The sequence below is a fragment of the uncultured Gimesia sp. genome, assembly GCF_963976445.1.
Lineage (GTDB): Bacteria > Planctomycetota > Planctomycetia > Planctomycetales > Planctomycetaceae > Gimesia.
The window spans coordinates 18,262-39,763 of sequence record NZ_CAXBKP010000038.1; the positions used below are offsets into that span (position 1 = coordinate 18,262).

Consider the following 21,502-nt stretch of genomic DNA (forward strand, 5'->3'; position numbering starts at 1 on the left):
CAAGAAAAGCCTCGAAATAATGTGTGACTATCCCCGCGTTTAGTGTGTCTATATGTTACGGTTGATGGCTATGAAATCAAGTGAAACAATGAATTTTAAATGCACAAATTAACTGGCTAGAATCTTACCACAATGCATGGACATCGCTGTTTATCTTCTCTGGAAAAAGAAGATACTGCGAATCGTAACTGACAGTTTTCTTTACCGTTAGTTTTGAGAGCTTTGGGTTTTTAGAAAAATAACTTAATAGGAAATGGTTCTCTTATTCTCCCTCATATATGACTAGGTACGGTTTAAAAACGCAAACTTTTACACTCGACAATAGAGAACTTCATCTACTGTCAGCTAAATGATTTAGGTCAATGTTTCAGAGTCTGCTAGAATCGTCAAAATCGACTCCTAATCCTTCGAGTCCCCTATTTTGCGGTCAATGCATCCAGAAGATTGGATAAATTGAACCAGGGATCTGGATGCAGCTTAGATTACATTCTTGACCTAAGAAGCCAGCCATTCGTGCCCACTGACGCCGAATGCGGCATAGATAAAAAAAAGCATTAAGGGGCTGCCCTCAAGGACAGCCCCATGACATGATGCGTTGCTTTACGTTTCCGCTTTATCTTACAGATACTTCATTTCGTCCGTGACATCCTTTTACATGTGATCAGTGCCCCGTTTGCATCTGGACAGGATCGATCCAAATATAAATAATTGGCAATGTTGATCGCCCGCTCATAGGCCATGCAGAGGCTCAACCTGAGGATACAAAGGTAAAAGTGAGGCTGTTCTATTTGCCTGCCTCCAGACCGATGAAACAGGCAAATAGAATAACCCTCAAAAAAAGTAATTCACTGATTGCGATGACTGGATCATGCTCTAAGAAACAATACATGTGTCCTGTTATGTTCCCGAAGATTTACGGCGCAGGTCAGGCATGGCCTTTCCTTCCACTTCAAAAGACATCTTCAAATAACGGCGTGCTGTGACATCAGAACAATCTATTACGTCACTTATTTCTTCTAGGGAATTACCTTCATCAAGTAATTTTCGAGCCTTTACGGATATTGCTTTCTGTAGCTCTGCCTTCGTCGGCATAGAAAGACCATCCTGCGCGTAACTCCATTCCAAAGCCTTGTCGATGGTAGGAGGTGAGCAGCCAAACTCTCCTGCCAGTTTCAACTTTGACCAACCGGATTCCCATAAAGGTCGCGCTTCAGGGCCTATTTTAGAGAGGTCAAACTTAGGCGGCCGCTTTCCACCGCACTGAAGCTTGACATTATCTTTTGCTTCAGGATGGGTATCCAGATAATATTCAATAGCTGCCCGCGCCGTAGGAGGTGTGACGCCGAATTCATCGGCCAGTTTAGCATACGGCAACTCTGCTTCCTGACGTCGATGAAAGACGTCAGAAGCGTGAATCTGATACCAAGAAGTCTCTGTGGGGACCTGAAACTCAATTTCTTCGAACCAACGATCATCCAAACCTTCAAACCGATTGGGATCTGATACCCAGTATGCTAAAGATTCCAGATCTTCACGTGTAGAGTCATATTCAGTTTTCAATCTTGCGCGCCTGCGTGGTTTGACCTTTACATCGTTCATCTCTGCTTCCGAGCAGGTAAGCTGTGTATCTAAAGCGTCTGTAAGATGCGGCAGAGCTTCAGTCAGTGCCCCTAAACGACAGGCCCGCAGGCATACGCGTTTATCGGGGGAACAGACTATTTTATCGATGTGCTGAGCAAGTTCCATATGCACTAAAGAGGCATTCCCAGACTGGAGCACTTCATCAAGGTTTTTTAAACGTTCTACTATTTGCTTTGGATCAATGAGCTGGTCTTGTATTGTTTGTTTTGCCACCAGCCTTTCAATTTTGTATTCGATTTGTTGACTAGCTTGAGTCGCTTCTTCAATCTTTTGCTCAAGGACGCTCCGTAGCGTATGCGAAAGATCCCGTCTGCTGAGTGAAAGTAACCAGCCTTCCTGTTTTTCTTCCAGATCTTTTTTTTCGGATTCCAGTGCGGGGATAACATTATACCCGCTCTCATTAAGCTTTATCAGTTCCGCTTTAATTTCTCCTACTATTACCTGGAACCACTTTAAACTTTCGATATTGTTTAGATTCATGATATATTCTCCATAACATTTCAAATATTTTTAATTTTGTAAAACAGGGGAGCACACAAATACAAAAGATGTTTGAATAAGTCTTAATTCAATCTGTGTACCCCCTTGTGAGAGTGACACTGAAGATCAATCTTCTATGTCCGGGAAAAGCTGCTCTCTTATCCAGTTGAAGATCGTTTCACGCAACCATTTTTCCGGAATGTATGCTCTGTTTTCACAATTCTGATCTATGCCTCGAGGACAGACATAGTAGGTGTAGGTATCTCCAGTCTTACTCTGGCCGCCAGATTTAATCGGACGCATAGAACTGTCGCAAGTACCACAGCGAACTAGGCCACTGAGTGGGTAGATCAGTGACTTACCCGGAGCAGCAGGTTTGATCAATTTCTGATCCTGCTCCTTCTTCAGAGGTCGTTTACGCAAATTCCGGACTGCTTGTACTGAATTCCACAGTTCTTCAGGAACGATAGGTTCACAGAACCCCGGAACGATAATCCAGTCTTCTTCTGGATTCTTTTCAATAGTGCGAGCATCATCCACGACATCAGTGCAGTGTTCATTCCAAAGAATTTCGCCATGATATAATGACTGTGATAGCCATCTCCCGACAGTTGGGCTATTAAATGGTTTGAACTTATCCGGAATATCAGGATGCTCATTCAAATACCTTGTCAGTCGATTTGGTCCATACCCCGTCTGGTCAGCATGTTCAAAGAGAATTCGGATCACTAAAACTTCCTCAGACAGTGGTTCCAGCTTTGATCCGATTTTTACTTTAATACCATTTCGTTCCTCAAAGACTGGAACGATGGCATACCCAAAAGGTTTAGGCCCCCCCGGCCAGAAACCCAGTAGAACCTGGTCACGTTTTCCGCGGACAACCTGATGAGATTTAATCCGATTTTCCTCGGAAGCACGTAAGGAATCGAAAGTTGCATAAGCTTTACCCTGTGGGGTTGTAGGGTCAGCAAAAGATGATTCAGCCGTGAGAATCAGTACTCCATGCTTTTTTTGTAGTTCGTCACGAATGGCTTGAAAATTATCTAACCGACCAAATCTCTCAGCCGTATCTACTAATATCAAATCTACTTTCATTAAGCCACTTTTGATATCGTGCATCATCTGCATGTAGCCGGACCGTTTTCTTTCATACCGACCACTCTTGTTTTCATCGCGATACACTTTTACTACGATCCAAGTCAACCCCATTCGATTCAGTGCCTGATTGATTTCATATTCCTGCTGATCAGGTGAACGCTGGTTTTGTTTTTTGCTACTCATTCTCAAATAAATCACGACCCTGTACTGGGATTGATGATCGAATTTGAATTTTTTCATTTTTGGTGCCTCCTTTCAAAGGACTTTTTGGTTGATGCAGTTCTTTGGCAATCAACCGACAGATAAATTTGACCAACCTTTGATGCCGTCTTTTTCTTACCTCAGCAGCTAATATGGTCTGCTGATCAGGTGGAATATCAGTGGGAAAGGGAAACTCTCCTTCAGCAATCAGATTTGCCACTCTGTCCAGCTTTTCAGGTGTTGAAATTAGATCGACATTTGTGTTGGTTCGTTCGTTAATAGAGTCACTCATAGTATGCTCCTTGAAAGTAAGGAGTCTGGAATGCCTCTCCAGACTCAAATGTAGAACCTGGCGATCACAAACCTCTTACAAAGGGGAAAGATATTTGTAAGAGTTTGGGGCCGAATTCAGAAAATGAAATTTTGGATGGGCGCAAGAAACAGCGCTGAGCCCGAATTGGATGAAGATTTAGAAGTCAGCCAAACAGGGTTCAATCATCAGATGAGTTGCTGCCAACAAAGCAACAGCAGCGTTGCAGGCGATCTCTTTGAGAGCAGGAAGAGATGGAAGAATTATTATAAGCCGTGCTGGAAACTGGCTGAGCTTCCTCTGTCTGCCCCATCAGAATTTTTTTAGACAGAAAGATAATGTGGCTCTATAGCACGGGGAGGCGACAGGCAGCGAAAAGTATGATATGCGAACTGAGTTATCAAGATCTCGAATGTAATGTATTTCGGCAGCAGTTTTTTTCACTTAAACTAGAGCTACCACTTTTCAAAAATATGGATTTTTGATGAATCTAACCTGAGTATGTAGGATCGAGTCTCAATACCAGGACGAACCAGATCAACTAGTGAATCGGGCAGGCGTTCACCTAAACGCTTCCAGTTTGTTGACATTGTAGCTTTAGAAACTGAATCGTTGGGATATAAATCTTTTTCAGTTACAGGTGCTCTATATTTTGCTTTTTTGGCCAATGAATACAGAAACTTCCATGAAATACCGCTGAGTTTGTGAAAAATGATCTTTTTTTTCCAATAAACTTTTCCAGCATCCCTGATTAAAACCAAACCGCCGGACGCAATTACTTTTTCTACGGCATCAGTTTGTTGTTCATCTTTTCCATATAGATCTTTCATGTCACTCAAGGCATGAGTAACCCGGTCGGTTGTTTCTTTATTCAGGAACGTAGTCAGCCTACTTCTAATAGACTCAATTCCATGGTTCAGGATTTTGTCAGGGAGTGATAACCAGTCCAGTTCAGGTTTCAGTCCATAAGCAGCGTAGATTTGAGTGAGTACGACTGCAGAGTTCCTAAGGCGATTTTCAAATCCACTTTTTAACAAATGTTGACATTCCGACCAGTCCGCCTCCAGTTTCTTCCACTCGTTTTCAAGTTGATCGACTAACAGTTGATAGGGGCGTCCAGTTGCTTTGATGGCTTTTTTGATCATGCATCTTGCTTTAGACAAAAGTTCATACCATTGCCGGGCCCGTTCCAGCAAACAGCGGATCATATAATTTCCCACAGGGTCCAACTCATAATTAAATGCAATTATAAGTTCACCACGTTGGACTTTTTTTTCATCAACATCCTTAGAAAATTCCTGTACTGGGGCAAAATAATCTGAACTGTTTACTAATGACAAGTCGCTGATTTGAGACAGATATTCAACTTGAGACAGGACAATTTCTAAATCATTGGAATTACCAATTCTTCTTTTCACACAAGTCGTTTCTCCAGCAGTTATCTCGATAGTCTCTTCGCTAACGTACTCTCGGGAAGGATTCTGGTCCTCCAGGTATTTACGAACCAGTTTTTTCTTAGTTAATTGGGTTAAGGTTTTAGCGCATTCCAGGATGACCTGTTCCAGCGAATCGATTATTTGACGTTCCGAAGTTTCTGCTCCGGGCATCAATGTGGTCAGAGGCCAGTTAGCACATTCTCTAAACCTTAGACGTTGGCTATATTCTTCAATAACAGGGCAGGCGTCATTCCTAAGCCAGGCCTTAAGTTTAGCCTTGGGAAATTCAGACCTCGGTTTGTCCATCTGCGGGAGAATATCCAGGTATCTTCGTACTGCTAATTGCCATGAATCCATAACGTTGTTGTACCTCTCCTACAAACGCGTGTTCTTTCATTAAAAATTGTGCTCAAACTCTTACAAGTATTGTGACGTTTTGTAAGCGAGTTGTGAACGGCAATTTTTATACTGACCCCACCAGAAAGGTTTTCATCGGAAGAAAACTTATTCGTAAAAAATAAAAGGTCAGTTTAAAGACACGTAACATGGTTCGTAAAAGAGACGACATCCAACCAGAAGACTTTTCCCAGAAACAGTTGAAACCTGTTGCGAAAAGTTCGACCTGGTGTGAGAAATATAAAGCCAAGCATCGCTGGATTCGCATCGAGAATTTCCCGGACGGAATTGAGTCACCTAAAAAGGTACGTATATATAGACAAAACGACTACTTTCGGCTTCAGTTCTGGGACCCTGCTGCAAAGAAAAATCTATCAGAACGGATCGACGGTGATCTGGTGACCGCTATCTTTCGCGCCCGGGAAATTGAGGAGCGTCTTAAACACTTTCGCTCATCTGGTTTGGGGAGAGGAAAACTAAAGCACCAGAGTCTACTCGATCTCTATCAAAATCACTTACAACGTCGAGCCGATGCCGGTGAAATCGCTCCGAAAACAGTCAGACGATACGCTTCAGCTCTGGAGCATTATCATACTTTTATTCAACAACCGCTGATAACGACGGCATACCCATCTATCACTAATGTCAATCGTGATCTGGTTTTACAGCTTCAAACATACTTGAAGAATTTGCAGGTTTCTTCCAATGGGCATCCCAATACGCAGAAACAGACAATGTCCTCGACTGATTACGTACTGGATGTGGTCCGGGGGATGTATATCTGGGCGGCCGACCCCGATCGTGGAAATCTGATGCCATCAGGCTTCCGAAATCCCTTTCAGGGAAAAGTTCGTCAATCCGCTTCGGTTGCCCCTGATTTGTTCGGGGAACCCGACATTACAATCCCAATGGTGATTGATTTTTTGAAAAAGTGCGACAGTTACCAACTTCACCTGTTTGTGTTATTGATTTTCTATGGTCTGAGGGCTTCGGAACCTTGCTTTCTTTTCCGGGAAAACCTGACTTCAGATGGATGGTTAAAAGTGATTTGCCTACCCCAAATCAGTTATACGACAAAGGGCAGGCGTGATAAGAGGTTACCTTTGCTGGAACCGATCCGGGCGATCCTGGAGGGTGGCTCTGAAAATATAGAAATAGGATTGTTGATTCGGCGTCGTGCTGTTTTTGAAGGTTCTGAACAGCCGCCTTTATTAGATCAGTCGCTGGAGCAGCTAACAAAAGAATATTCGCGCCGTTGTCAGAAGACTGCAAATATCACTGCAGAGCAAGGAATGCAGATACGGGATCAGTTGCTCCACGATGCAGGTGGGATTAAATACGATCATATTGAGAATGAGTTTCATCGCCTGGCTGGCCAGCTATCCTGGCCAGCCAAGGCAACTCTCAAAGATTTCCGTCATCTATTCAGCACGGCCATGATGAATGCCGGGATGCCAGAATATTATCGGAAGTACTTGATGGGACATGCTGTCAGCAAGGCAGCCATTACCAACTACACCCATCTCGACCAGTTACGAGAACGTTATCTGGAAGCCAGCCAAAGACAGTTCCAGCCCATTATTGCAGCGGTAATAAACCGTAATGTTGAACTGAAGTCAGCGGCGGAAGCTTTAGTACGTTCTACATTTCTCGAGATGGATCAGGACCCAGAATCAACTCGCTTGCGAGTAGGCTGACTGTGATGTCACGATCCATGGGTAACATGCGTAGCCAGCGTGTGAACTGGTGCAACATCAAACCTGCAGCGATGTTTGCAGTATAAATCGTGCTTTGTGCGGTGCACCTACCAGTTTGTGCTTCAGATTGGTGAAACAAAGTCGACTCATAATGATTGTTGTTGTTGTTGTTGTTGTTGTTGTTGTTGTTGGCATCCACTGAGAGGACACGAATCACTTCACCCAGCATGCGGCCATCTACAAATAGCTGGCAGTGAGAGGATACAGAACGCCAGATCGCCGCCCGCGCAGAGATAGAATCGACACAGCAAAAGACAGCCTCTCCCACAGGAACTGACGCACGATAACGATCTGGAGTCACCATTACTTGAATCGAATCATCAAGCTCCTGAATGGCTCTGGCTGTCGCTTCCACTTTAGACTGTCCCTGATCCTGAGCTCGATATCCCTGAGTGGTGATATTGGTCAAGTCCACCGTGTCAAAATCAATCAACTGAATCCGCGGTGTCCCAATGGCCGCCAGTTGTAGGGCCACCTGACGACCAATGGCTCCCACGCCGATCACTGTTGCAGAAACCTGAGAAAGCCGTTCTGCCGGAATCAGATCACTCTGTCTTTGGAAACGATCCGTAGTAGCATTTAATGTATTCAAATCTTTCCTCCTTTCAATTCGTAATCAGCAAAAAGCCAGTCTTCTTCCCAATCAAAGTCTGTGACCAGGTCAAAAGCAGACTGGGCCAGACGACGATTGTGTTGCGGATGCACATGGTCTAAATATTCATGCTCCCAACGCTCTGGATCACATCCATCAAATGTTTGGGAGTAATCCCGTTTCACTGGGATCTCGAACTCAGCCGTGGGTCCCACATTAAATTTCAACCGCGCATATGTTCGCCCTGTCCGCGCCAGAATAAACATCACGGCCCAGTCGGATCGACCAAAGACACGATCAAAGGTTTGTTCATCGGTCTGGCTAGGCAAGGGACAGTCGCCCGGATGCGTATGAATCCAGATCCGACCAAACTGCTCAGGACGCAGACCTGCATCCACCTGATCGTCAAAAAAGTTGGCCACCGCCTCATCGTCGAAGGCCACATGTGCCACCGAGCAGGTCTGCTCCACCAGCTGCAGGTCCTGCACCAGCAGCAGATCATCCTCAACAGCAATCCCGAAGCCACCGACTTCGGTGTCTCCATAATCACGCAGGTACAACAGTTTCGCCCAGGCCGTCGGGCTGAATCGCAGTTGCGGTAACCGGGTTTGCTTCTGCTGTATGGGTTTCCTGTTTTTCTTCATTCGTTTCTTCGATTTCTTGTGCATCGCAATCAGAGCACCTTTCATTTTCAAGTAAACAACGTTGACAACAGTCGGCATGACACTGAATGCATTGCTTTAAACAGGACGAACAGCAGTTGCCGTGACAGCTATCACAGTGCGACAAACACTCATGACAAAATGGACATTCACAGTCCGAGCAATCCCGGGCACACTCTGAGCAGAGTGTGATTTCACAGTTGTCACAACGTGTCTGTGCATTGGCTGAGATCACATCTGCGCACTCGGTACATTCAACACTGTCCCAGTCATCGAGTGCCACATAGGGGCTGTCGGGGTTATAAGTCCGCAACAGACTGGCCACGATTGTGAAAAAATCTAACAGACGTCCCTGTTTCAGTGACCCGCGTATTACCGTCTGTCCCTCTCCTTCACAGACGACTTCCGACTGAACATGGGGATGTGTGACACAGTCATTGGTAATTGCCGGATTGGGGTCTCTGGCGATCACCCGGTAATGGAGTGATCCATCAGTGTTCTGGTTTCCATAGACAAGGCAAATCTCAAAGGGTCCCAGGTAGACGCCTTCCAGTTCAATTCGTTCTGTGATGACTGAAATACTCTGCGCACGGAGATCTAGCTGCAGCTCTCCGAATTCTTCCTCTATAGCCAGTAGTTCTGCATAGATTTCCCCAACAGAGGAGATCTGCTGCTGTAGTGAATCCGACGACAATTCACGGTGCAGAGTTGTCAGTTGTTGAATTAACTGAGCAACACCTGTCTTCAGTTCTCGTTCCAGTTTTAAGACAGCCAAATCCCAACCTCTGCGTTGTGCCTGCTGACGTTTCCGAATCAATCGATCAGAGTGCCACCAGTCTTCGAAAGGCAGTTTTAGTTGTGTCGCGGAGTCTTGCGATACCAGACAGTGATAAATACGACTGGCAGCCCGCCAGAATCGTTTTTGTGGATATTTCATGGTCTCCTCTTTTAAAAAAGTGACTTCAAAACAGGCTGCCGGGAACGAAGCCCCGACAGCCTGTGGAAATTCAACAGCTGGGATCACGCCCCCTCAATCTTTGTGGGAGTGATCGAAATCCGGTCCCCGTCCTGTAACTGTTGGTCCGGAGGACAAGGCTGTCGATTCACGCGGATCAGGTAGTCGCGAGCTGACGCATCCCCCATCTTCTGTTCAAAGAGATGTGCGACCGTGGTTCCTGCGGGGACATCGATATAATCGGCGAACCCGCCGCCATCGTTGTTGATCAATAAAAGTTTCATAAAAGGCTTTCTATTTTGGTTTAGATTTGGTTAAAAACGCACAATGTTTGTTTATGTGAGCAGCCGTCGTTTGCGACGTCGTTTCCTGTGACGTGTATTACCTTTCACTCCACGACGTCCCTTGATGCGACCGGCGTGCAGCATTTGCCGCAGGGTTGACTGCGAATTGGATCGTGCACTGAGGTCCTCTGGGACAGTTCGACAGCATTCGCTCGTTTGAAGATCAGGCCACCACGGGTTCATGGCGTGCTCCTTGTCGCTCGGAATTCAATCGATTCGATTCCAGTTCATCCCAGTCGATCACATAGGGCCCCGACGTTTCGGAATCCGGATCAACCGTTTCATCGGGCTCTGCCAGTAAAAAACCCAAACGCTTCACCGTCGACATGCTTTCGCCGGTTGCTAGGGCAACCGCCCGATTTAAGTCTGCTTGTTTCATCAGTTGTCTCCTTCGAAATAAAAATGTATAAACAAAAAAAGCCCCGGTCCTGCGGGCAACAAACCTGCAAGACCGGGGCAAACCAGTCGTTAATTAAGTAGTCACTTCTCAGGAACTGGTATCTGGAGACAACCAATGTTGCTCCAGCCAGTCCGTTTCGGCTTTCAGGGCAGCACTCCGCTGCGCAAATGGTCCCAGTCGCGGTCCGTTCACGGGGGACAGGTCCACCAACCACTGACCGGAGGTATTCGGTTCGACGTAAGAGCCACGTGAAATGGTCAGTCGACCGAGGGTTGCCAGGTCAAAGGCTTCTGAGTAAACGCAGTGCACCCTCCCTTTGGGTGAGATCAAAAGTTTCATGTGAATCACCTCATTTGGGAGTTCGAATAATCTGTCGTCGAGGACGGTCGATTAAGAGACCATCCAGGGCTGCCTGGACTCCGGACAGCCCAGAAGCCACCTGTTGCCGGAGTTCGCCGCGCTTCCGCAATTCCTGGGGCCGGATGCCCTGCACAATTCCCTGACACTGCGCTACCAGAACATCCAGCTGCTCGTTGGAACGCACATTCAGGGAGCGGAAACGTTGAAAGAACTCGTGCAGGTTTCCGATGGCGGAATCACGAAAGACTTTGGGCCGGCCATCGGCTTGGCCACTCAAACGGTCTGTCAGATGCGACACCAACTGTGACAGTTCACCCAGAAAAGCGTCTTCCGCCAGCCTGACCGCTTCCTCAAACCGCGAGTGCACCCGCTGGCACTCCTGCTCATACAGTTCCGGATTGAGTTGCCTTAAATAATCGGGCGGTTCGACACTGGGAAAATCCCAGGAAACCTCGAACAGACCGATCATGCTCACGGGATAATCGTCGTCATTGAAGAGGCTGCCCAGGCGCTCTTGGGCCGCTGTCTTCAGGGACAGGTATTGTTCATCCAGGTTTGAAACCGCTTCGTTGAGCTCTTCTGTAAACTGGTGCATCTGCTCCTGGAAAGCAGTCAGGGCATCCTGGCGCAATAACCGTATGCCGGGTTCCGGAAAAGGCAGACTGATGGAAGTCCAGTACGAGCGCACCCGCTGCCGGACCGCATTCACGGCCCGGAAACGGGGATGTCCCGTATCCAACAGTTTCTTGCCGGCACTCAGGAAGGTGCCTTCTGCACCAAACGATTCGGCAGCTTGAGTCTTCTGGTCACGTGTCAGTGACTTGCGTGTGCCAAACCATTCAAAACTGATGCGCGTAGCACACATCGTCGATCGCAGCCGATCAATGGGATCGGTGCGGGTATTAACTTCATCAATAGCAGTCATGGTCATATTGTCTCCTTAAATAGAGTATGGTTTAGTTTCTGTGGGGATCGTGTGAGAGATTCTGGCGTGAACGGGAGCCGGAACGTTCGTCGTTGCTAAACACGCCCGGCTGTTCTGCAGACAGGCAACGTCTGCTGGCCCAGCGTCGTAAACGGGCCACCGATTCGGCGGCAGTGACCGCCACGGGAACCACGTTTTCAGCGGCCTTGATCAAAGGAACTTCCAGCAGCGCCGCCAGTCGACAGCAGGCCCGGATTTCTGAACCGGTCCAGTGCCGGTCGTCGGGTAAACTTTGATCGGACGAAAGCTCAAACAGATTTCGGTACAACCTCCAGATGGCCTGCTTCTGGTCATCTCCCGGTAAATCCAGAAAGAACAGTGCATCAAAGCGTTCAGCCCGCACAAACTCCGGCGGCAGTTTTGAGATGTCGTTGGCGGTACAGACCACAAACACGTCTGAAGTATGATCGTTCAGCCAGCTGAGCAGCGTTCCCAGCATGCGTGTCGAAACACCGCTGTCAGACTGACCGGAAGAGGCAGCACCTCCCAAGCCTTTTTCGACTTCATCAATGAACAGGATGGCTGGCTGCATGGCATCGACGATCCGGAGAGCTCGTCTCGTTCGCTCCTCCGTTTGCCCGACCAGCGCGCCCATTAATGCTCCTACATCCAGTGTCAGTGTGGGACGCCCCATTTCCCTACCGAGTGCTTTGGCAAACGCACTTTTCCCGGTTCCCGGAACTCCCAGCAGTAAGACACCTCTGGGGAGAACAGCTGTAACAGCCTGTTCCCGAGGACGGAGTGCCCGCAGACAAAAGGCTTTGAGGGCTTCCAGACCGCCCAGTCCAGCGAATGACTCCGATCCTTGATGCAGTGATAGCAGTCCGCTTTTCAGCAGTGTCTGGGATTTCAGTTCCAGTACGACTGAGGCTTCAATGCGGCTATGTCGTACCAGCGAGAGACTGAAGGCCCCTTCCGCTTCATTACGGGTCAGACCTGAGGCAGCGTCCAGCACACGCTCCAGCTCAAGTCCTTCCGGCAATTCTTCCGATTCCGTGGCGATACTGCGGGCAATTTCTTCCAGTTGACTTCGATCAGGGAGCTCATGCTCCAGGCAGACAAACAGTTTTTCCAGTTCGGTGGGGATCTGGACCAGGCTGGAAAGTATGACAATAAATGTCCGTGCTTGTTTCCCCAGATTGATCTGTTGAGTCAGAGCCTGAATGATTTCCGGAGAATTGATGAACCGATGAAAATTCTTGAGGACCAGCAGCGTGGGACGATCTGGATCGGCCTGACTGCTCAGACAGTGGATGGCTGCCAGGGGATCGAGAAGCGACGTATCGCGGTCTTCAGCGAGTTCCGTCCCCTGCAGGCCCCGATCAATGTCCCAGGAGAGTAACCGCCAGTCTTCAGTGTGGCAGAGCCGGGCCATCTCCAGCAATGCCTCATCGTGTTCATGGCTCTGAATCCAGATGCCGGTGAAGCAGGCGCGTACGTTCTCCGCCAGACGTTCTGATAGTAACATAGATGTTTCCTTGATGGTTTAAAGAAAATTAAGGTGTGAATTGTGCCTAAGCGGTTTCCGCCAGTTGGATGATTGACTCCAGCCAGGAAATGATTTCCCCATTTGGATCACGTTCTTGTAGAAGACGAATTGTCATCTGTTCGACGGCATTGGTATTGAGCCAGTGCTTAACTCGATTTGTCAGTCGCACCCGAGCACGCTTGGTGAGCTGTTTCCAGTTAGGATTGCCATGACTGCTTTCGAATATCCGTTGCGCCGCAACGGTTGCCACACAGTCATGATCGCCATAATCCAATGCCACACCAGCAACGGCCTGAATGGTTTGCGGATGCAGATAGTTCTCCAGACTCCGCTTTTTGGTCAACATGGCGCGGCAGCGATGACGTTGATTGATCGTGTCGACTGTTTGCTGACGTTGTTCTGTGACCGGTGACTGCTCGCGATCATACAGATGAAACTCTGGCAGGTTGAGAGGAGCCAGTCTCCTGATCCAGGCCTGAGGATGACCGCTGATCGGCAGAAAGATGAGTTCTCTATTATGCTCCATCGTGGCAAGATCAGGTAGAGCAGGATCATCGGTATGTAAGAGAGTGGAGATGCGTGTCAGGAATTCGATGTCATGAATTCCTTCAACGACCACTAAGACACGCACTGAATGGTGATCTTCTTTAATTAGTTCAGGCAAGACCTGAACCTGTTGATTTGCGAAAGCTAATTCTCCTGTGTTAGATGGTTGGGTTGGTGTTGGACGGTTTGATGATATTCGGCGGTCAGCTGTTCCGAGGAGACTTTCCCCAGCGCCGTTTCCAGAAACCGACTGGCGTCTTTGCACTGGGAGCCGGTAAAGCCGCGAGTTTCGATGCGAGACTGACCGTCGGTAGAAAAAATGATGTTGATGGTTTTCAATGCTCCGCTCCGATTTGAATGGTGAGTTTGATGGAACCGTCGCTGAGCTGGTTCTCCAGGACGGAATGTCCCTTCCGGCGCGCTTCCAGACGGCATTTTTCCACACCGTAATGTTGCAGCAGCCTGTTGAGCTGGGCCGGCTCTCCCCAGCGACCTTCAAAGTTGTCGTAGCGGACTTGTCCCTGACCGACGTCGAAAACGACGGGATACCGCCAGTCGGGGAGACGAACCGCGTAGCCGGTGGCTTCCCCGCTGAACAACGGAACGGTTTCGTGAACGGGCTCTCCCAAGTCGAGTCGGCGACAGGCCAGGCCCAGTGCCTCGGCGTCGCGGACTTCTGTTTGAATCGTGACAATATGTGACATCTCAGGTTTCCCTTTCTGTTGATGGAGTATCAGGTGGTTGGGGTAAATCCGTTAATCGGAGTTTGTCTGACTTTGATGTAGCAGGTGGCATCAGGCGTGGATCCGCTGAGACCAGATCATCCAGCAGTAATTCTGTGATCTCATTCTTGTCTGCTGGTTCAACCTTCTGCTGTAGCAACAGCCAGCAGATCAGCAGGGGAAGCAGACTGACGACCACCATGGCCACCCTGGTGATCGCCGCCGCAATAATCGGATCACGGTTACGGCGGTCAGCGATTTCGCGGCGTTCTGCCTCCAGTTGATCCCGTTGGTGACCGATCTCGTTTCGCTCGGTTTGCATCTCGCGCTGCAGAGTGACCATCTCCTGCCGGGACCTGGCATCCGCTTCCACCAGCTCACGTGAACCAGAGGCGACTTCCTGCTGGAGTTCTGCCATCCGCTGGTTCTGCTCGGACTGGCGTTCCAGTTGTTGCGTGGCCAGTTCGGCTACACGGGCGTTTTCGTCAGAACTACAGCCGGTCCCGGTCAGCAAGATCAGCGTCACTGTCATTCGAAGTGTCTGTTTTTCCATGTGCTCTCCAGCGATGAATCAAATGTCTGAGAATACCCTGTAGCGCCAGACGCAGTCGTCGCTCCTTGATAAAAGCGATGACTGCCAGCAACAGGGCGACAGAGACGAACGTTAAAATTATGGATTCCAAGCAATTCTCCTTTCCGATAGGGGGGTGAAAATGCAAAACGCCCCGCATTCCTGTGTAATGCGGGGCGTTTATACTGATGACGAGTTTGAATAGGAGATCGGCTGCCAGCAACGATAGCTAATCCATCCCCTATTTATTATGACACGAATTGGGCCAAAATTTAGGTTTTTGGGACTCGTCCGATAGTGTGATAAGAATCACCACGGGTATCTGAGATCTAAATTTTCCAGCTTGTCATAATTCCTGGTTTTTTGTCTGTTTTTTTATCTATTATGACACGTTTTTCACCAAAATTTAGGTGGCCGGTGATTCCACTGGTTTAAAATGGCAATCTGAAAAGTGCTCATGGTAATCAGTCAGAAACTAAAGGCCCTAAAACGTGGAGCCCACTTATCCATTCTCAGACCACCGTATTAACAAAACCATTTATACGACGTCTGCTGGTGGATATCAGACTTCTTACAAAATCGCTTGAAGTTATTTTGGGGTTCAATTCATTTCCCAGATTTAAGGTCGACAGTGAGAGTCGTTTTGTATTTGTAATTTGTATTGGGAAAAGAAACCTCGAAATCAACCCTGTCTGGATCAAATGACAAACCTCCCTTCGGTGAAGAAAACTGTTTTGTTTCTCCTTTCATCCAGGAATCATGATTCCAGTACCAGCTTTTCGATTCGTCTCCTTTTCGAAACGTAACATCAACGCGACACTTTGGAAGAAATGAAACTCCTTTCAAGGTGAATTGAGCACCACGCTGTGTATCCCAGATAATCCCTGATTCGTAAGGTTGGTAAGCCCCCTGAAAACTCAGGTCTTTACAAATATGTGTAATGTCTTTGTCTTTTTCCGCTCCCTGATAAACATAATGAATCTGGGTGGCAAACTGCGGTGAATAGATTGTAATGTCCAATTCTTGCACGTGTGTGACAGTCGTCTTTTCCACTGTTCGTCCCAAGACTTCCTCTCCGCTTTGATACCGCCCCCACATGCTGGTATTCGATGGCCATGTTTCTAGGAAATGTACGTTTTTTCGAACCTTTCCGCTTGCCCCAGTCAATTGCACCACAATGGTACAATCTTTAAGTGTTTCCCCACGGTTCTGAAGTACAAGCCAATCATTTGGTCCGGAGTTTCCCCAAGATTCATTAAAATCGACTGCGACACGACCATTAAAGTAACTTAAGGTTGCCGAATACTTTTCAGCAACTTTGGGAAGCAACAGTAGCGCTGCTTCAAGTTGATCGACCGCGGCAATAGCTGATTGTAATTCTACATTTAAAGCATTCTGCTTCGCCTCTGCATCAAGGCCACGGTGATAACTACCCAAAAAATTACCAAAGAATCCATCAAGCATCGAACCCACAAACAGTGTTCCCTCATCGGCAGGCTTTGGCAGGGCGTTCAAGTTGTTAATACATTGCAAGAACAAGGTATTCGCATTTTGGACTTGATCAGAAAGATACATAATCTCTTTATCGTTCGATTTGATCTCACGTAAGTCTAATAAGGTGGACTGTACATCCGCCATGATTTCCGCTATTTCGCGATTATCCCGAAAATGGCCTGGATCAGATTTCATCTCCATACTGAGGTGTGAAGCAAGCACTCGGTATTCTTCAGGCAAGGGTTTACTGGAGGGGGTTGAGTATTTAGGGAGGTTACTTGCTGTTGTGTCGCCGCCACATCCCGAAAGTGTGAGAGCCAATGGTATCACGCATACAAATGCAAATATTTGATTCACCGAAATGATGCTTTCGATGGCGCAGTTTCTTTTACCCGATGGTTGTAACATTGATTTCTCCTCTTTCAGTAAAGAATACTTTTGTGTAGCGATATTCTATTTGTCCAAGTTTACACTTAAAAATGATACTTATAATCCGTGGTGTTATCGTCATTGTCAAGTGTTAAATGCTCGTATGACTAAACGAGCAGACATATTGATGAGATTTGGAAAGCGGGTCCGCAAACTGCGCAAAGAGCAAGGCTACTCTCAAGAGAATTTTGCTTATGCCTGTGAGCTGGACCGGACTTACGTCGGCGGGATCGAACGGGGAGAACGAAATCTTTCATTACGGAATATCGAACGGATCGCCGATACACTCGAAATCAGCCTGGCGGAACTGATGGATGGGGTTTGAGGGAACTTAGACCTCTGGTTCAGTAACCAGGACGACTCCCAGTTGGTCAGAAGCATCGGCCATCGCCTGGTTGGCAGCCTCCGGAGTAATAAACAGGCGGGGACTTTTTACGCCAGTTGCATCATGCTGGCACACAGCATACCGTAGTCGCGCTGCCAGTAACTCTTGACGCAACCGCTGGATGTCTTCCTCTCCCCAATTTGGCACTATCTTGGGGACACCAGCATAGATCGCGAACATCTCTGCGTCATCAAGATCCATTTCTTCATACCAGAACTGCAAAGCGGCTCTGATCAACATGATTTCTTGTCTCTGTAACATCGATCTCCTTTCATTGAATTCTGTTTTCATTTCAAGTCAATGAGCATGATTAGCGGAACGAATTACTGATTGCGGTTGTTAAGGGGACACTCAGCCCTTTTTGTTATGAACTCTTTTTCTAGTCAACAGGAAAAACTATGGTTTAATCACTTATTCAATAGCTAATCTCTCCCCTATCTATTATGACACGGTTTGGGCCAAAATTTAGTTTTTCGTGCGATCCCTTTCTGTGCCGTTTGGCTCGTACTTTTTGACGATCGATTTGGCCAGCAGCTGTAATAGTCGATGGACGGGGCTTCCCGGCAGGACTGGCCCAGGTTGATGCTCTTGACGCTTTTTAGTTTTAGGTTGCCTGGTCTTCAAAATCGTTCCTTTCAGATAGCGCATTAAAAAACCCCGGCAAGTTGCCGGGGTCGGGGTAGGAATTAGAGTGTTCATTCATTTTCAGAGCAGGGTCCGCTGATAACCGGGCTTCGCCTGAAAAGAATACTTTTTGTTCTTATGCCTGCGAAGTTTTTTATAGTCGTCAGGCGGTTCTTCTAGAAATACATAAGGACTTGAAAGTCCCTGTTCCAGCATCTGCTGATGCAGCTTCAAGGCGTTCCAGACTGCGGTCTGGGTGGGGTTCCCTTCCAGACGACGGGCGATCTCTCGCTGTTCCAGACCGGCGGCAGCCAGTTTGACGGCTTCTGGTCGGATCAGTTCACGTTGAGGAGGCTCAAAGAGATCCAGAGTCAGTTCCCCGGTCAGTAACTGCTGTAACTCTGGAGATGCGGCCGCATCGGGAATGCTTCCGGCCAGATTGAGATGGATCTTGGCACGAGGCAGCAGATGACCGCCGTCAATGAGCCGTACCAGGTAGACCTGGATTTCTGGAACCAGCTCCCGGATCAAGTCACCGAACTCATGAGAGTGGATATCGACATCTTCGAGGTGATTCTGCAATATTCCCTTGAGCTCTAAGGTAGATTTCGGAAGATCAAGTTGCCGGGATCTCGAGTGCTCCAATGCCCTCCGGTCAAGTAATAACTGTTTTTCTCGACCCTTTAAATCAGAGAGCATCTCAGAGAGAAAATTACCATCAAAGTCATCCATCTCTCTGATCAATTTTTTGAGCTTATCGCGTTCACGTGCAATTTCTTCCCCTTCCCGATTTAATTGATTTTCACGGGCAAAGAGCTTTTCAGGACCACCAGCTTGAGCCTGCTGCACAATTTCTCGAAACTGAGGATCAATTTCATCCAGAGTCGTGAGGCTGTCCAGAATCACCTTCAACAGCTTTTGTGCGGCTTTAGGCCCATTAAACCCAATGGAGTTCCAGCAGTGCCACTCGCGGGAATTGGAGCACATCAGGTTATCCGTCATTCCGTTGCCTCCCCACACGTAATGACAGCCGCAATAGAAACAAGTGGCATGCTGGCCAAAAGCCCGGGTTCGTTTCTTGGGAACGCGATGCCTTGAATCAGTACCATTTTGGTTCTTCTTACGTTTAAAATAAGCATTTTTTTCAGCTATCGCTTCGAGAACCTGATTAATTTCATCAGGAGAGAAGAATGCCAGATGAGGTTCTTCCCGGTAACGGGGGCCATTCGGATTGGGGACTGAGATTCTCCTGCCGGTTTCATGATGTTTGATGCAATGCTTTTCTCCACGTTGGGGGAACCCCTTAATAATCGGGTTACGGTAGAAACGTAATACCATTCGTCCGTCCCATTTTTCCTTTCTGCAATAGGGGCCTGGTGAAAATCCATTTTCATTGAAGTATTCCGCAACGGCTTCGCCATTGAGTGTTCGTTTGAGGATTTGAAGACCTTTGCGTATGAATACAGTTGCATCTTCATCCTTGGCCCAATCTGAATACGACTTGGCGTAGTCAGGCTTGATATATCCAGCGACAGGACAAGGAGTGGCACCTCCGAACTTTTCAAACCGATTCATCAGTTTGTATTTCAATCGACGAGATGTATGCGTATTGTGTTTTAGATGCTCTTTACATGCATCAAGTACATCGTCCTCCCAATTTTCATTATTGGTATCAATAAAATCATTGGGTGAAATCACTCTGGTTCCATGGTCGACTGCAATGCCACAAAGCCGATGGGCTGCCGGACCACGTACCAGGCGACCAAGATCTTCGACGATTAATAAATCCAACTCATCTGATTTGAGCCAGTTCTCAATCTCCATAAGTTCTGGACGGTCAAGTCGCTCACCTTTTCCCTTGGTTGTGATCGTCCTGAACTCAATCTCTCCATCATACATTTCATGGGCAACCTGTTTTCCATGATCAACTTGATCATCCAGACTGAGTTCTTTCTGGTTTGCACAACCAGAAATACGCCCAGGAATTCCAACGACCAGGGTGTAACCGTTCCGTGGTACAAGTTCAACTTCTTCTCTAAAGCTCATTGTTTATCACTCCGTTTTTATTAGATATTTATTTTTTAAAATGTGTTTAAAGCAAGTCAGTCTGTTTAGAGTCACACTTTGTTAGCACTGGCCCATTGCCTCGCATAAGCGAGAGACTGGGGCCAGAGGCGCAATGCGCGTTCAATCTCACGTCTCTGTGTTGTGGCACGAGTGTGCGTATAGACGCCTGTCATGCCCAGGCCGCCACTACGGGCGTCCTCGCTCGGTTTGTGGCCGAGCGTGATCTGGCGTATGAGCGGATCGACGTTGGCATCCTGAAGCAATGTGGCAAAAGAATGCCGCCAGCTTTTGGGGCAGGATGACTGTTTCAGGCCTGCCAACTTGGAAGTACGAATAAATGAATTCCGCACACGCTCCGATCGAATCACGCCGGCTTCTAGCCAGACTGATCTGGCGAGTTTCTCCTCCATGGTTTGGGATAGAGTGAGCACACTCCCCGAATCAGCATGAGCAATCCGTTGCTGAAGCAGTTCCTGAAGCTCAATCTGATCCAGGTTCCCCAAAGGCGAACTGAAGGCGTCAAACTGGTGCCGGATAAACACAGGACCCGATGTTCGATCGCCTATCACCCGACGTAAGACGGCGACTGCTTCCTTGATTAAGGGCAGAGAGCGTTCGCGCCTGGTTTTGACTTTCCAGTGCAGCTCAGGCTTATTGCGAACATGCAGCCATCCGTTTTCCAGATCGAGGTCTTCAATCAGCAGATGGATCAGTTCGCCCGACCTCAATCCTGTCTTGGCAAGAATAAAGTGAATGGGGAACGTCCAGTCGTCTGCTTTCTGGAAGAAACGCAATTCGTCCTCAGCATCGAAGACAAAGATGGGTTTGGCATCTTCAATTTTCATCCGTTCCAGATTGATTTTCGAGAACGGGTTTTCGAAAGTGGGAGGAAGAAACCGTTGCTGGGCGGCGTAAATATAGACCGACCGGCAAACTTCCAAAATGAAACGCAGCCCTTTATCGCGAAGTGTCCGTTTGGCCGTATTGGGATGGCCGTTGGGGGAAATCTTCTGTTTCCTCAACCAGGCCACAAATTGGTCTGCCCGGATCGAGTGAGCCAGGTCAGATCGACAGCATTCGTTGAAATAGTTTTCAAGATGCTGGGTTGCCGATCGATAGCGCCTGATCGTAGCCGGAGAGGACTTCACCACAGTTTCATGGTGATTGAGAAAGGCCTGCCGCAGTTTTGAGAAACTGACAGACGTAAAGGAAAACGGTGTCGGACTGGATGAAGCCAATTGCGCATTCACTTGCGCTGCGATCTGTGCGGCTTCTTCTTCAGTGTCAGCCACCTTGTGGCGTCGTTGTACCTTCACTCCATCTTGATATTCAAGGTAGTAAAGAAACCAGGCACCGTGATGAAGATAGTACGAAACGCATCCGATGCGCTTTCGTTGTGAAGACTTCTTGCGTCGTCTCATCAAAACCTCCTGTGCACAATGTGTGCACCAACTGTGCACCAGGAGGTTTATTGGGTCGCGCAAAAAACAACGCTAAGTTATTGAAATCAACAACTTAGCGCGTTTGGTCAGTTTGATAAGCGGAGAGAGGGGGATTC

The 21,502-nt window shown here is 47.8% G+C and carries 23 protein-coding genes; 2 read left to right on the forward strand and 21 right to left on the reverse strand.

Translation table 11 applies throughout. From position 1 onward, the window contains the following. Nucleotides 1-897: 897 nt before the first annotated feature. The 4 genes from AAC022_RS25550 to AAC022_RS25565 form a co-directional block, all read right to left on the reverse strand. Nucleotides 898-2,121: a hypothetical protein gene (locus tag AAC022_RS25550; RefSeq protein WP_339735848.1), complete on the reverse strand. Its 1,224-nt coding sequence runs from the start codon at nt 2,119-2,121 to the stop codon at nt 898-900. A 126-nt stretch (nt 2,122-2,247) separates the two neighbouring features. Further along, nucleotides 2,248-3,459 (reverse strand): recombinase family protein, encoded by a 1,212-nt coding sequence (locus AAC022_RS25555; protein WP_339735850.1) that lies wholly within the window; start codon nt 3,457-3,459, stop codon nt 2,248-2,250. Continuing rightward, entirely contained in the window at nt 3,395-3,712 is a 318-nt protein-coding gene (locus AAC022_RS25560) for a hypothetical protein (protein WP_339735852.1), read from the reverse strand. The genes AAC022_RS25555 and AAC022_RS25560 overlap by 65 nt, the downstream gene beginning before the upstream one ends. Before the next feature lie 473 nt (nt 3,713-4,185). Continuing rightward, entirely contained in the window at nt 4,186-5,523 is a 1,338-nt protein-coding gene (locus tag AAC022_RS25565; RefSeq protein ID WP_339735854.1) for a hypothetical protein, read from the reverse strand. A gap of 188 nt (nt 5,524-5,711) precedes the next feature. Between AAC022_RS25565 and AAC022_RS25570 the strand changes: the two genes are divergently transcribed. Then, on the forward strand, nt 5,712-7,259 hold the full coding sequence (locus AAC022_RS25570) for a tyrosine-type recombinase/integrase (protein ID WP_339735856.1): 1,548 nt from the start codon (nt 5,712-5,714) through the stop codon (nt 7,257-7,259). Here the strand turns inward: AAC022_RS25570 and AAC022_RS25575 are convergent. The 14 genes from AAC022_RS25575 to AAC022_RS25640 form a co-directional block, all read right to left on the reverse strand. Next, the gene (locus tag AAC022_RS25575; protein WP_339735858.1) at nt 7,204-7,911 is read right to left on the reverse strand and encodes a ThiF family adenylyltransferase; all 708 of its coding nucleotides are present in this window, start codon (nt 7,909-7,911) and stop codon (nt 7,204-7,206) included. The genes AAC022_RS25570 and AAC022_RS25575 overlap by 56 nt on opposite strands. Beyond that, complete coding sequence (locus tag AAC022_RS25580) at nt 7,908-8,471, reverse strand: hypothetical protein (RefSeq protein WP_339735860.1); 564 nt, start codon at nt 8,469-8,471, stop codon at nt 7,908-7,910. Before AAC022_RS25580 ends, AAC022_RS25575 begins: the two co-directional genes overlap by 4 nt. Next, complete coding sequence (locus AAC022_RS25585; protein ID WP_339735862.1) at nt 8,458-9,510, reverse strand: hypothetical protein; 1,053 nt, start codon at nt 9,508-9,510, stop codon at nt 8,458-8,460. The genes AAC022_RS25580 and AAC022_RS25585 overlap by 14 nt, the downstream gene beginning before the upstream one ends. 83 nt (nt 9,511-9,593) lie before the next feature. Then, complete coding sequence (locus AAC022_RS25590) at nt 9,594-9,812, reverse strand: MoaD/ThiS family protein (protein ID WP_339735864.1); 219 nt, start codon at nt 9,810-9,812, stop codon at nt 9,594-9,596. A 223-nt stretch (nt 9,813-10,035) separates the two neighbouring features. Next, entirely contained in the window at nt 10,036-10,251 is a 216-nt protein-coding gene (locus AAC022_RS25595; protein ID WP_339735866.1) for a hypothetical protein, read from the reverse strand. 108 nt (nt 10,252-10,359) lie between these two features. Beyond that, nucleotides 10,360-10,611 (reverse strand): hypothetical protein, encoded by a 252-nt coding sequence (locus AAC022_RS25600; RefSeq protein ID WP_339735868.1) that lies wholly within the window; start codon nt 10,609-10,611, stop codon nt 10,360-10,362. 10 nt (nt 10,612-10,621) lie between these two features. Next, nucleotides 10,622-11,563 carry a hypothetical protein gene (locus AAC022_RS25605; RefSeq protein ID WP_339735870.1) on the reverse strand — a complete coding sequence of 314 codons (942 nt, stop codon included), beginning with the start codon at nt 11,561-11,563 and terminating at the stop codon, nt 10,622-10,624. A 25-nt stretch (nt 11,564-11,588) separates the two neighbouring features. Then, on the reverse strand, nt 11,589-13,085 hold the full coding sequence (locus AAC022_RS25610) for an AAA family ATPase (protein ID WP_339735872.1): 1,497 nt from the start codon (nt 13,083-13,085) through the stop codon (nt 11,589-11,591). 46 nt (nt 13,086-13,131) lie between these two features. Next, nucleotides 13,132-13,770 (reverse strand): hypothetical protein, encoded by a 639-nt coding sequence (locus AAC022_RS25615; RefSeq protein ID WP_339735874.1) that lies wholly within the window; start codon nt 13,768-13,770, stop codon nt 13,132-13,134. Nucleotides 13,771-13,796: 26 nt separating this feature from the next. Further along, entirely contained in the window at nt 13,797-13,991 is a 195-nt protein-coding gene (locus tag AAC022_RS25620; protein WP_339735876.1) for a DUF2997 domain-containing protein, read from the reverse strand. Then, nucleotides 13,988-14,356 carry a DUF1257 domain-containing protein gene (locus AAC022_RS25625; protein ID WP_339735878.1) on the reverse strand — a complete coding sequence of 123 codons (369 nt, stop codon included), beginning with the start codon at nt 14,354-14,356 and terminating at the stop codon, nt 13,988-13,990. Before AAC022_RS25625 ends, AAC022_RS25620 begins: the two co-directional genes overlap by 4 nt. Nucleotide 14,357: 1 nt before the next feature. Next, on the reverse strand, nt 14,358-14,927 hold the full coding sequence (locus AAC022_RS25630; protein WP_339735880.1) for a hypothetical protein: 570 nt from the start codon (nt 14,925-14,927) through the stop codon (nt 14,358-14,360). After that, entirely contained in the window at nt 14,866-15,057 is a 192-nt protein-coding gene (locus tag AAC022_RS25635; RefSeq protein WP_339735882.1) for a hypothetical protein, read from the reverse strand. The genes AAC022_RS25630 and AAC022_RS25635 overlap by 62 nt, the downstream gene beginning before the upstream one ends. Nucleotides 15,058-15,551: 494 nt before the next feature. After that, a complete protein-coding gene (locus AAC022_RS25640; RefSeq protein ID WP_339735884.1) occupies nt 15,552-16,847 on the reverse strand; it encodes a hypothetical protein in 1,296 nt (431 codons plus the stop codon). Between the two features lie 148 nt (nt 16,848-16,995). Between AAC022_RS25640 and AAC022_RS25645 the strand changes: the two genes are divergently transcribed. Then, nucleotides 16,996-17,193 (forward strand): helix-turn-helix transcriptional regulator, encoded by a 198-nt coding sequence (locus AAC022_RS25645; RefSeq protein ID WP_228030378.1) that lies wholly within the window; start codon nt 16,996-16,998, stop codon nt 17,191-17,193. 6 nt (nt 17,194-17,199) lie between these two features. Here AAC022_RS25645 and AAC022_RS25650 read toward each other — a convergent pair whose 3' ends face one another. The 3 genes from AAC022_RS25650 to AAC022_RS25660 form a co-directional block, all read right to left on the reverse strand. Further along, the gene (locus tag AAC022_RS25650; RefSeq protein ID WP_339735886.1) at nt 17,200-17,514 is read right to left on the reverse strand and encodes a hypothetical protein; all 315 of its coding nucleotides are present in this window, start codon (nt 17,512-17,514) and stop codon (nt 17,200-17,202) included. Nucleotides 17,515-17,958: 444 nt separating this feature from the next. Then, nucleotides 17,959-19,923, reverse strand: a complete 1,965-nt coding sequence (locus AAC022_RS25655) for a recombinase family protein (RefSeq protein WP_339735888.1) — start codon at nt 19,921-19,923, stop codon at nt 17,959-17,961. A gap of 71 nt (nt 19,924-19,994) precedes the next feature. Next, complete coding sequence (locus AAC022_RS25660; protein WP_339735890.1) at nt 19,995-21,365, reverse strand: tyrosine-type recombinase/integrase; 1,371 nt, start codon at nt 21,363-21,365, stop codon at nt 19,995-19,997. Nucleotides 21,366-21,502: the final 137 nt, after the last annotated feature.